The 12,392-nt window shown below is 63.2% G+C and carries 10 protein-coding genes; 7 read left to right on the forward strand and 3 right to left on the reverse strand.

The window, feature by feature from the left end; translation table 11 throughout:
- Positions 1-678, forward strand: a complete 678-nt coding sequence (locus B0G57_RS17735) for a DUF1028 domain-containing protein (protein ID WP_018444300.1) — start codon at positions 1-3, stop codon at positions 676-678.
- A gap of 30 nt (positions 679-708) precedes the next feature.
- On the opposite strand, the gene B0G57_RS17740 is transcribed toward B0G57_RS17735, so the two are convergent.
- Both B0G57_RS17740 and B0G57_RS17745 read right to left on the reverse strand, forming a co-directional pair.
- Positions 709-1,656: a dihydrodipicolinate synthase family protein gene (locus tag B0G57_RS17740; protein ID WP_018444301.1), complete on the reverse strand. Its 948-nt coding sequence runs from the start codon at positions 1,654-1,656 to the stop codon at positions 709-711.
- Positions 1,657-1,675: 19 nt separating this feature from the next.
- Entirely contained in the window at positions 1,676-3,016 is a 1,341-nt protein-coding gene (locus B0G57_RS17745; RefSeq protein ID WP_026230349.1) for an MFS transporter, read from the reverse strand.
- 249 nt (positions 3,017-3,265) lie between these two features.
- Between B0G57_RS17745 and B0G57_RS17750 the strand changes: the two genes are divergently transcribed.
- The 6 genes from B0G57_RS17750 to B0G57_RS17775 all read left to right on the forward strand — a co-directional run bounded on the left by B0G57_RS17750 (position 3,266) and on the right by B0G57_RS17775 (position 11,721).
- A complete protein-coding gene (locus B0G57_RS17750) occupies positions 3,266-4,330 on the forward strand; it encodes a LacI family DNA-binding transcriptional regulator (protein WP_018444303.1) in 1,065 nt (354 codons plus the stop codon).
- A gap of 432 nt (positions 4,331-4,762) precedes the next feature.
- The gene (locus B0G57_RS17755; RefSeq protein ID WP_018444305.1) at positions 4,763-5,644 is read left to right on the forward strand and encodes a LysR family transcriptional regulator; all 882 of its coding nucleotides are present in this window, start codon (positions 4,763-4,765) and stop codon (positions 5,642-5,644) included.
- Between the two features lie 104 nt (positions 5,645-5,748).
- Positions 5,749-6,669, forward strand: coding sequence for a YihY/virulence factor BrkB family protein (locus B0G57_RS17760; protein WP_018444306.1), 921 nt, complete (start codon positions 5,749-5,751; stop codon positions 6,667-6,669).
- Between the two features lie 297 nt (positions 6,670-6,966).
- Entirely contained in the window at positions 6,967-8,145 is a 1,179-nt protein-coding gene (locus B0G57_RS17765; RefSeq protein WP_026230350.1) for a porin, read from the forward strand.
- A 304-nt stretch (positions 8,146-8,449) separates the two neighbouring features.
- A complete protein-coding gene (locus tag B0G57_RS17770; protein WP_018444308.1) occupies positions 8,450-10,138 on the forward strand; it encodes a phospholipase C in 1,689 nt (562 codons plus the stop codon).
- Positions 10,139-10,320: 182 nt separating this feature from the next.
- Positions 10,321-11,721, forward strand: a complete 1,401-nt coding sequence (locus B0G57_RS17775) for a cytochrome-c peroxidase (RefSeq protein WP_018444309.1) — start codon at positions 10,321-10,323, stop codon at positions 11,719-11,721.
- Between the two features lie 96 nt (positions 11,722-11,817).
- On the opposite strand, the gene B0G57_RS17780 is transcribed toward B0G57_RS17775, so the two are convergent.
- Positions 11,818-12,267 carry an HU family DNA-binding protein gene (locus tag B0G57_RS17780; RefSeq protein WP_018444310.1) on the reverse strand — a complete coding sequence of 150 codons (450 nt, stop codon included), beginning with the start codon at positions 12,265-12,267 and terminating at the stop codon, positions 11,818-11,820.
- Positions 12,268-12,392 lie beyond the last annotated feature (125 nt).

Here is a 12,392-nt window from a genome sequence, read left to right on the forward strand (position 1 = left end):
ATGACATTCTCGATCGTCGGACGTTGCCGGGAAACGGGCCAGCTCGGCATCGCCATCAGTTCGTCGAGTATCGCGGTAGGCGCGCGGTGTCCGTGGGCGCGCGCGGGCGTCGGCGCGGTGGCGACGCAGAATGTCACGTTGCCCGCGCTCGGCCCGCGGATTCTCGATCTGCTCGAACACGAGCGGACCGGGCCCGATGCGGCGCTCGAACGAGCGTTGAGCGAGAGCGAATGGAGCGAGTACCGACAGGTGACGGTGGTCGACAGTCAAGGCCGAACCGCGATGTTCACCGGCAAGGAAGCACTCGGCGTGCACCACGCCGTGGCCGGCGATCAGTGTGTCGCGGCGGGCAACCTGCTTGCCGATCGACACGTGATCGATGCGATGGTGAAAGCGTTCGAGCAGACACAAGGCGCGCTCGCCGATCGGCTGATAGCGGCCATGCACGCAGCGGTCGAAGCCGGCGGCGAAGCGGGACCCGTGCATTCGGCTGCGCTCGAAATCGTCGACACACCGATCTGGCCGATCGTCGATCTGCGCGTCGACTGGGCGGACGACGACCCGATCGCCCGACTCGACGCGCTATGGCAAGCCTACCGGCCGCAGATGCACGATTACGTCGTGCGCGCGCTCAACCCGACCGCGGCCCCGAGCTACGGAGTGCCGGGCGACGAGTGAACGATCGAGCCGCATGCGGCACGGCGGGCGCTACAACGCCGCGATGCGTGCGCGAAACTGCTCCGTGCCGGCCACGATCTTGTCGAGCACGGCGTCCAGCGCCCAGAAGCGCTCGCGGACGTCATAGTCGATCGCGCGACAACGAATCGACTGGAATGTGCCGATGCGCTGGTGATACATCTTCGCGAGCGCCGGATAGCCGAGCGCTTCGGATACCGCCGCGACGACGAGGAATGCCGACAGTTCCTCCGCCAGAGCGGGGGCCGTCGCGCTGCGCGTGCGCAGCCATTGATAGAGATCGGGGTGAAAGTTCGTGAATACCCCGTTGAATCCCGCTGAACCCGCCTTCATTGCGTCCCAGGCGATCGCCGCGTTGGCGTTGAGAATCTTCAGCGAAGAGCCGCGCGCGAGCTCAACGCGCCGCTTCACCGTTTCCAGATCGCAGCTCACGTCCTTCAGCATGACGAAGCGGCCTGTATCGATACAGGCTTTCAATTCGTCGTCACTCAACAGCCGGCGATAAGGTGCGGGACATTCGTAAAGGCCGAGCGGGACATCGGACGGCAGTCGCGAAAGCAGCTGTTTCAAATTCTCGAGAAATGTCGCGCTTCCCTGCCGGTGCGGATCGAGACGGTTCGTGACGAGGACGATCCCCTGCGCCCCCGACTCCGCGGCCACCGTCAACTCCTCGACCTGCGCATCGAGCGCGTGGCTGATATGGCCTGACACGACGACGGGCACGCGGCCGGCTACGCAATCGACGACGAAGCGCGCCAACTGATAGCGCTCACTGAGACTGAGGAATTGCATCTCGCTCGATTGCGCGACGGCGAAAAGCGCGTCCGTGCCGTGCTGCAGATACCATTCGATGAGACGCTCGAGTCCGGCGTAGTCGATTGCGCCGCTATCGTCGAACGGCGTCAGCATGACCGGCACGATGCCTTCGATCGATTTGCCGGACTGCACTGCATGGACCATCACATCCTCCTTTGATCTTTCAAGATTGGGCAGCGGGCGCTTCGCCCGACGGCGCGGCGGCCGCGGCATGGGCAGAGTGCTCGGGGATCGGCTTTCTGACGAGCAGCAGATAGGCCATCGCGCCGATGAACGCAATCGCGGCCGCCGTGAGCAGCGCCGGGACGAACGACCACCTTTGCGCGATGAAGCCGGTGACGATCGGCGCAAGCGAACCGCCGATAAAGCCGCCGAAGTTCTGAATCGAGCCGAGCGAAGCAACGCGGTTCGACGGAGCGGCGGCCGTCGCGAGCGCCCACGAGCACGCTGACGCCGCGTTGGCCAGGAAAATGACGACCGAAATGCAGGCGATCGCCACGGTATTGCTTTGCGCGAGCGCCGCGGGGATCGTGAAGGCGACCATGCCGAGCATGGCGACCACCGCCGCGTTGCGCCGGCTCGCGACGGCGTTGCGACTGCCGCGCGTGATCAAGTCCGAAAACCAGCCCGCGGACAGCGCGCCGATGAACCCGCAGAAGAACGGGACCGACGCGGCGAAGCCCGTGCGCAGCAGGCTCATGTGACGTTCCGTCGTCAAATAGGCCGGCAGCCAGGTCAGATAGACCCAGTTGAGGTAAACCGAGCCGAAAAAGCCGATCAACATGCCCCATGTCGTGACGTGCGAAAACAGTTCGCGCCAGTCCGCGAAAGTCACTTTGGGCGCAGATACACCGTGTTCGGCACCCGCATCGAGGTAGCGGCACTCATCGACGGAAAGCCGCGAGCGCACCGGATCGCGGTAAAGCGCGAACCAGACGAGTGCGACCACGATGCCTGCCGCGCCGGTCGCGATGAACGCCCAGCGCCAGCTGAACGAGACGACGAGGATCGAAAGCACGAGCGGCGCAAGCGCGGTGCCGAGCGGGGACGCCGCGTTGAAGATGCCTGTCGGCGTTCCGCGCTCGCGCAGCGGAAACCAATTGCTGACGACGCGCGCGGCCGAGGGGAACTGCGGGGCTTCGCCGATACCGAGCGCGATGCGCGCGATGATGAACCAGCCGAACGTCGCCACGAGGCCGCCGGCGGCCTGCGCAAGCGACCAGAGAATCAAGCCTGCGCCGAGCAGCCGGCGCGGACCGACACGGTCGGCCAGCCCGCCCATCGGCAACTGGCAGAGTGCGTAGCTCCACGAAAACGCCGACAGCAAGACGCCCATCTGCCCCATCGACAATCCGAGATCGCCGCGAATCGAAGCATTCGCGACCGCAAGCGTGCCGCGATCGAGATAGTTGACGGCGCCGCTCACTACCAGCAACGCAAGCGCCACGCGCTGCGCGCGGCGAATGCGCGGCGACGCGCTTGGCTCGGATGAGGTCTCTTTCATCGACGTTGTCTCCATGTATTGATCGTCTGGCCTGGCCCTGGTGGCGCAGCGCTGATGTTGCGCTGCGTGTAACCGCTTACATAAGCAAGCAGCGAACGGCCAGCTGCTGGGAATCTCGTGAAACATGCGGGGATACAGCGCACCGCGTTACTGGCATAATGGCAGCGATCGGCGTGCTGTCAGCGCTTACATTCTCACAGGCATCGCTCGTTATGCAAGGCCCACTGCTCGAACCGAGGGTAAACAACGATGCTGCATGACACCTCGGACACCGCCGTGATGCGCGAGCGCCGCGGCACGGGGCGCCCGGTGCTCAGCGATGTCGCCAAGTTGGCCGGTGTATCCACCGCCACCGTCTCGCGCGTCTATAACGATCCCGGCAAGGTATCGGCCGAAGTCCAACAGCGCGTGCGCGATGCAGCGCGAGCACTGAACTGGATTCCCAATGCCGCGGGGCGCGCGCTCGCATCGACTCGCACCCATATCGTCGGCGCGATTATTCCGACGCTCGACAACCACGTGTTTGCATCGCAGGTTGCCGGCATGCAGACGGTGATGGCCGAGCACGGCATCACGCTTTTTCTCGGCTGTTCGAACTACGATCCCGCGCAAGCGCTCACGCAAGTCGGCGCCATGCTCGCGCGCGGCGTCGAAGCGGTATCGGTGGTGGGCGAGGCGCATCCGCCCGAACTCTTCGAACTCCTGACGAATCGCGGCGTGCCCTATGTCGTCACCTATGCGTATCGCGCGGGCAGTCCGCATTGCTGCATCGGATTCGACAATCGCGCGGCATTCGCCGCCATGACGGACCACTTGCTGGCGCTCGGCCATCGCGACTTCGCCGTGATCGTGCAACCGTCGGCCGGCAACGATCGCGTGCAGGCACGCCTGCGAGGGATTCATGAGGCGCTCGCGGCGCAAGGGCTCGCCGTTCGGCCTACGAATTTGCGCGAAGGTCCGGCGACGATCGAGTTCGGCCGGCAAAGCCTGAGGGCGATATGGGATCGCTCAACCGCTCGGCCGACGGCCGTCATCTGCGGCAACGACAACCTCGCTGTCGGCGCACTGCTCGAAGCGCAGGCGCTCGGGATCGACGTGCCCCAACAGCTATCGATAACGGGGTTCGACGATATCGCGCTCGCCCGCGAGCTGCGCCCCTCGCTGACGACGATGTGGGTCGACACGGACGCGATCGGAAGAATCGCGGCTTCCGCGCTGCTCGACCTGCTGGCGGGCGGCACCGACGTCGCAGGCCACGAAGTGCCTGCGGAGCTGAGAGTTCGCGATTCAACGGGACCCTGCCATCGGGCCTGACGACTTGGCTCGCCTCGCGATGCGGGGCCGGCCAGCGCAGTTTGCAAATTGCCTCTACCGCCCGAAATGCGGCTCGAACGACGAGTCCACGCGGCCGGCTTCAACGGGGCCATCGGCTACGACTGACGACAGCAAAGCTCACCGCGATTGAGCCCATTGCCTGGCATGTATCGGATTGCGCCTGCCCTGCGGATTGCGCGTAGCGGCGCCGACGCGGCGAGTCGCGGCGCGAATCGACGCGGTCCTCGCGAGGAGGAGCGGCGTCGCCGCTTTCGGCTGTCGGTTCCATGACCGCACCAGCCGCTGCTGCCGCATCGAAAATCGTTCGAGAGGACATTTCGTGGGGTGTCAGTGAGACTGCATGCAGTCATTGAACGTCGCGGCGATCGATAAGTAAAATGAATGTTTCTACCGTTTCGATCACCGCATAGAATGGAAATCCGACTGCTAAAGACGTTCCTGACCGTCGCCGAACTGCGCCATTTCAGCCGTGCCGCCGATGCGCTCCATATGAGCCAGCCGGCGCTCAGCAAGCAGATCGGCGCGCTCGAGGCGAGCCTCGGCGGCAAGCTCTTCGAACGGGGACGGCACGGCGCCGAGCTGACGCCGTTCGGCGAGGAATTTCTGCCCGATGCGCAGGCGCTCGTTCACGATGCGGAGGAAGTGCTCGTGCGAGCCCGCGAAGCGAGCAGCGGCCGCCGCGGCCATCTGCGCGTCGGCATCTGCATCTCCGTGCTCACGCTCGTGCCGAAGCTCATCTCCGATTTCCGGCGTCAACATCCCGGCGTTGCGATTACGCTGAGCGATCTCTCGTCGGCCGAGCAGACGCGCCGGCTCCTTTCGCGCAAGCTCGACGCGGGCTTCTTGCGCCTGCCGGTCGGAGAAGGGCTTTCGTCGTTCAAGGTGATGGATGAATCGCTCGCGTTGGCCATCCCTCCTCAGCTTCGCTACAAGCGGCTGCCATCGGACCTCGGCACGCTCAATGAAATCGGCTTTATTGCGCTCTCGCGTTCGCGCGGCCCGGGACTCGCCGCGCAGATCGATCGCTGGTGCGGCGAGCACCGCTTCGTGCCGAACGTCACGCAGCAGGCTGAGGATATTCAGTCGGTGCTGACGTCGGTCGCGGCCGGGGTCGGCATCGCATTCGTTCCTTCGCGCGCGCAACATCTGCTGCGCGACGCGACGATACTGCCGCTGCACGGCAGGCCAGCGACATGGCGCGTCGGGCTCGCGTGGCCGTCGGCACGCGAGGACGCCGTGACCGACCGCTTCGTCTCCTTCGTGCGCGACGCAATGAAAGGCATCGAGACCTGAATGGCGCTGACGCGCCACCCGATCAAACGGTGTGGCAGCCCAAACAGGCACGTGTTCTGCATCTCCCTCATCGACGCAACCGAGCATTGGTTTGGAGGCGATAGATGTCCGCCATCGCGCTGCGAACCTTCTTCAGTGCGACGCGTCGCGAAGGCGCGCGCTTCGCGGATGCCGTTATGCGTTTCAGTCAACATCGCTGCTCGACGATGGCGGCGGGCATCGCCTTTTATTCCGCGTTCTCGTTGGCGCCAATGCTCGTAATGGTCATCGCCGTCGCCGGGTGGTTTTTCGGAACGGATGCGATACGAGGACAGATTTACCAGGATGCGCACCAGTTGATCGGCGATCAGGCGGCCGCCGCCGTTCAGATGATCGTCATCAACTCGCGCAAGCATAGCGACACGGGGGGCTTCGCCGCATTCGTCTCTTTCATCGCGTTGGCGTTCGGTGCGTCCGCCACTTTCGCCTCGCTCAACACGGCGCTCTCCATCATATGGCCGCAAAGCGGGGGCGGCCGCTTCGCAAGCGTACTCTCGCTCGTCAAGATTCGCCTCATCTCTTTCGGTCTCGTGCTCGGGGTGGCGTTTCTCGCCATCGTCTCGCTCGTGCTCGATACGTTCATCACCTACATCGGGACATGGCTTTGGGGCAACTCGACTTATGTCATCGTCGGAGACGCGCTGCAACTTGCGTTCGGCCTCGGCGTACTCTCGCTGTCGTTCGCCGCGTTGCTCAAGTTCCTGCCCGACGCCTATGTCGCCTGGCGCGATGCGATCATCGGAGGAATCCTCGCCGCCGTGCTTTTTTCCGGCGGCAAGAAGCTCTTCGCGATCTATCTCGCCCATGCCGGGATGGCCAACGCATTCGGGGCGGCCGGCTCGCTGGCCGTGCTGTTGATGTGGCTTTACTTTTCGGCGGCGGTGCTGCTTTTCGGAGCGGAATACGCCGCGGCGCGCGGGCGAACGCACGCCAGATCAGCGGCACGCACCGAACACGCGCACGGCGGCTCGCACTCGGCGCGTTGAATCGTCAGTTCATTGCTCATTCAGCGGTCCGCGCGCACCTGAATGGGACATCAAGCCCAAAAGAGATGCAAAGAATGAATTATTGCAAGGCGGCTAATTAGCTATTTCCAAATATGAAATAAAACACCCATCGGCTCAAGCCAGCTTCGATCGAGATAACCGGCAGACCGTTGTCCAGCGCCGCGCAACGCGTTGTTACCTTTTTGAGACACTTTATTTTTTCCGTTCGTCGTCTCGAGGGCATTGAGCTATTCTGCGTTCCGCAACAGACTCATAACTCATCCGCGTGGAGAAATGATGAAAAAAATCGCTTTGTCGAGCCTCTCGCTCGCGCTTATCGGTGCAGCTGGAGTGGCGCACGCGCAAAGCAGCGTGACGCTGTACGGCATCATCGATACGTCGATCACGTATGTGAACCATGCCGACGGCGGCAAGAATCAGTGGTCGGTCAGCAACAGCAACTCCGGTGACCTGTCGGGCACGCGCTGGGGCTTGAAGGGCCAAGAAGATCTCGGTGGCGGCCTCGCCGCGATCTTCCAATTGGAAAATGGCTTTGACCCGGGCAACGGCAAGCTGGGTCAGGGTTCGCGCGAATTCGGCCGTCAAGCCTTCGTCGGCCTGCAGAGCAACCAGTTCGGTACGGTGACCCTCGGTCGCCAGTACGATCCGCTCATCGACCTCGTGCAAGGTATCACCGCCGACAACTACTTCGGCAGCGTCTTTGCTACGGCGGGTGACGTCGACAACTACGATAACAGCTTCCGCGTCAACAACGCGATCAAGTACACGTCGCCGACGTATGCCGGCTTCCAGGTCGAAGCTTTGTACGCGCTTGGCGGCGTGGCCGGCAAGACGAGCAGTGGCCAAACCTGGTCGTTTGCGGCAGCTTACAACAACGGCCCGATTGGCGTTGCGGCCGGCTATTTGCTGACCGACAACGCGAACAGCGCGGCGCGCACCACGTGGACGTCGACGGGATCGGCAGCGGTATCGTCAACGTCTGACGGCACGTTCGATGGCCCGGTTAACAGCGGTTATGCCACGGCGAAGTCGATCGGCATCGCTCGAGTGGCTGCGCAGTACACGTTGGGCGCATTCACGTTCGGCGCGGGCTACAGCAACGCGCAGTACAAGGCTGATGGATTCTCCGCGTTCCATACGACCGAGAAGTACAACACGGGCCAAGGCTTCCTAAACTACCAGGCAACGCCGGCACTGCTCTTGGGCCTCGGCTATAGCTACACGAAGTCGAGCGGCGACACATCGGCGACGTATCACCAAGTTTCCGCCGGCGCCGACTATAACCTGTCGAAGCGCACGGACGTGTATCTGGTCGGTGCGTGGCAGCATGCAAGCGGCGATACGGGCGACGGCACGGGCGGCAAGGTGGCGGCTCAAGCATCGGTCGGCTCGTACGGCTACGCCGGCACGTCGAACCAAACCCTCGTCAGCCTGGGCCTGCGCCACAAGTTCTGACGATGCGCTAAGCAGTCCGAAGCAACGCTTCGAAAGCAGCACTTCGAAAGCAGCACCGAGCCAGCCGAAGGCCAGTCCTTCGGCTGGTTTTTTTTCGCCGTCATCGAGGCGCTCCCTTGCCTGGCGCACGACTCGTAAACGAACAGAAAGCTTTCCTTCCCTTAGCGTTCATCTACGCATGATGGAATACGTGCGCTTCACATCACCCACCGCATAGCCCTCCTTCGCCAGATTGAGATCCGTTCATGCGGGGTCGATCTGTCTCGCGCGGGCGCCGCGGTTACCAATAACCAGGAGCCCCCCAATGCTTCGGCGTCAGATTGCTCTTCTTTCCCTTTCGGCCATCGCGCTTGCGTCCACGGTCGCGTGGAGCGCGAGCGACGACCACGACAAAGGCCATTCGGATTCGCATGCGGAAGCGGTCCGTACGGCAACGCCCATCAAGCACCTTGTCGTGATCTTCAATGAGAACGTTTCTTACGATCACTACTTCGCGACGTACCCGCACGCGGCCAACCCGACCGGAGAGCCGAGCTTCACGGCGGCCGCCGGCACGCCGAGCGGCAATGGTCTCTCCGGCGCATTGTTGACCGACAACCCGAACGCGACGAATCCGGCCAACGGCACGGGCGCGACGAATCCGTTCCGCCTCGACCGTTCGCAAGCGGCCACGGCTGATCAGAACCACGCCTATACAGCCGAAGAGCAAGCGTACGACAACGGCGCGGCCGACCTCTTTCCGAAATACACGGGCCGCGGCTCGAGCGGCGGAGCCGGCGCATTCGGCACGAACGGTCAGGTCATGGGCTACTACGACGGCAACACCGTGACGGCGCTCTGGAATTACGCACAGCACAATGCGATGAGCGACAACGCGTACACGTCGACCTACGGTCCGTCGACGCCCGGCGCACTCGAAGTCATCGCGGGGCAGACGAACGGCATGAAGCCGATCTTGACGACGAAGAAACCGTCGGTGCCTGGCTCCTACTACGTCAACGACGGCCAGGGCAGCTTCACGATGATCAACGACGTCGATCCCGCCTACGACGTCTGCTCGAGCAAGACTGACCAGGCCTTGATGACAGGCAAGAACATCGGCGATTTGCTGAACGCGCGCGACATCTCGTGGGGCGGGTTCATGGGCGGCTTCAACCTGCAGACGACGAACGCCAACGGCACGACGAACTGCCAGCGCAGCACGTTCTCGACGGTGGTCGGCGCGGCAACGGGCGACTACATTCCGCACCACAACTGGTTCCAGTACTACGCGTCGACGTCGAACCCGCAGCACTTGCGTCCGAGCTCGGTGAAGGCCATCGGTCATAGCTACGACCCGCACAGCAAGACGCTCGACCCGGCCAATCACCAGTACGATATCGATGACTTCTTCGCCGCCGTGCGCGCCGGGAATTTTCCGTCGGTCAGCTTCCTGAAGGCGCCCGCCTATCAGGACGGCCATGCGGGCTACTCGGACCCGCTCGACGAGCAGGTCTTCGTCGTCAAGGTTCTGAACTTCCTGCAACAGCAACGAGAATGGCGCGATACGGCCGTCATCGTGACCTGGGATGACTCCGACGGTTGGTACGACCACGCCTACGCGTTGCCGACGAGCGCCTCCTTCGATTCCGTCGCCGACCAGCTCAACGGCAACGGCATCTGCGGCTCGGGCACGGCGCCGGCCGGCCTGAACGGCAAGCCCGTCAACGGCCGTTGCGGTCCGGGCACGCGCATCCCGTTCCTCGTGATTTCGCCGTGGGCGAAGCGCAACCATATCGACCATACGCTCATCGATCAGTCGTCCGTCGTTCGCTTCATCGAAGACAACTGGCTCGACGGCGAGCGCATCGGCGGCGGCTCGTTCGACGCCAGCGCGGGTAGCGTCATGGGCATGTTCGACTTCAATCGCCGCGACGAAGAGCATGGCGAGTCGGCCAAGCTCTATCTCGATCCGAACACGGGCGTACCCGTCGATTCGGAAGCCGGGATTTGAAGCGCGGTGCCGCGGCACTGATGATATTCCGCTAGATGGCTAGCGCGCACAGCCCGGCTTTTTGCCGGGCTGTGCGCGTTTTTATCGATCGATCGCCACTCCAACTCTTGTCAACGATGCACTCGCCCGAACCCAATTGCACTGCTAACCCACCGCGCGTAACGCGGCCGCGCGCGTCCCTCATGGGCGCCTGCGCGACTGTTGCGCTCATCCTTGCCGCCGTCGGAATCGGCGCGGGCACGGCGATGCATGTGCATGCGCAAACAGAAGCGCGACAAGAGCAACCGCAAAGCGCCGCGGCCAGCGACGCCGCAATCCCGGCCGATGACGGCATCGGGCACGATGGATGGAACCCCCATCCGGTCCACCTGCAACGCCCGGCCGTAGCGCCGCTCAGCGCAATGGCTCAGCTCGGCAAACTGATTTTCTACGATCCCTCGTTATCGGCCTCGGGCAAGATGTCGTGCGCGTCATGTCATAGCCCGCAACGCGCCTACGGTCCGCCGAATGCGCTGTCGGTCCAGCTCGGCGGTCCTTCCTTGAAATTGCAGGGCGTGCGAACGCCGCCCTCGCTGATGTACCTCTATCGCCAGCCGAATTTCAGCATCGGCCCCGACCAGGCCGATGCCGACGCGCCCGTCGATCTCACACTGGCAGCGGCGCAAGTTTCAGGTGCGGCCCGCGCGCAGAAAACCGCCGGCGTCGCGCCCGCCGCACCGGCACTCGTGCCGCAAGGCGGCCTCTTTTGGGACGGACGCGCCGACACGCTCCAATCGCAAGCGTACGGCCCGTTGCTCGATCACGCCGAGATGGCGAATGGAAGCATCGACGAAGCGGCCGAGAAGATCGAACGCAGCCCGTATCGAGCCCAATTCGAGCAACTTTTTGGCCCAGGAATTTTCAAGAACCGCCGTCTGTTGCTGTCCGAGGCGCTCTTCGCGGTGGCTCGCTATCAGGTCGAAGAACCGTCGTTCCATCCGTACACGAGCAAATACGATTACTGGCTCGAGGGCAAAGCGCGTTTGACGCCGGCCGAACTGCAGGGATTGCGGGTCTTCAACGATTCGAAAAAGGCGAACTGCGCGGGATGCCATCTCTCGCAACCGAGCAAGGACGGTCAACCGCCGATGTTCACCGACTATCAATACGAAGCGCTCGGGGTGCCGCGCAACCGACGCATCGCGGCCAACCGCAATCCGCGCTACTTCGATATGGGTGTTTGCGGCCCCTATCGCAGCGATCTCGCGACGCAAACGCAGTACTGCGGGATGTTCCTCACGCCGACACTGCGCAACGCCGCCACACGTGAGGCGTTTTTTCATAACGGCGTCTATCGCACGCTCGAGGAAGTCATCGACTTCTACAATCTGCGCGACATCGATCCCGCGAAGGTCTATCCGCGCGACGCGCATGGCCGCATCCTGCAATACGACGATCTGCCCGCGAAGTACCGGGCGAACATCGACAAGCAAGACGCACCATTCGATCGAAAGCGCGGCGACGAGCCTGCCATGTCGAAAGACGAGATCGCCGATCTGATCGCGTTCCTGAAGACTTTGAACGACGGGTACAGTCCGCAATAAGACAAAAAGACAAAACCCCGCGAGGCGCGGGAGCTCGAAAGCTCCCTACCTCACGGGGTTTTTGCAACCAGCGTGATTCGCTCGTCGAACGCCCGACTAAACGCCGGAGGCGGCATCCTTCAGCTTCTTGAGCGCGCGTGCCTTGATGCGCACGGTGGCCGGCTTAGCCGGGAACCAGCGCTCTTCGCCCGTGAACGGATCCTTGCCGAAGCGCTTCTTCTTCGCCGGAACCGCCTGGACGACGATCTTCAGGAGGCCAGAGAGCGTGAACTCGCCGGCGCCCTTCTTGTGCACGGAGCCGAGGATCGTGTCCTCGAGCGCCGAGAGGACGGCCTTGACCGATTTCGGCTCGACAGCGGCACGCTCGGCGAGGTGGGCAGCCAGCGAGGCCTTCGTGAAGGTGTCCTTGATCGGCGCGGGTGCGCCGGACGCCTTCACGGCGACCTTCTTAGCCGCGACCTTCTTTGCGGGCACTTTCTTGACAGCTGCTTTCTTGGCCGGTGCAGCCGCAGCCTTTTTCGCAACCTTCTTTGCGGAAGTCGACATGTTTCTCCTACCTGTTGGTCGTTGAACGCAGGAAGCGCGCGCCAAAGTAGCGCGCCGCTTCAACGCCGGATTCTACAAGCGCCGCGCGGCTTAATGCATCTTTTTATGCGCGCGAGCCGCTTCAC

The organism is Trinickia symbiotica, assembly GCF_002934455.1.
GTDB lineage: Bacteria > Pseudomonadota > Gammaproteobacteria > Burkholderiales > Burkholderiaceae > Trinickia > Trinickia symbiotica.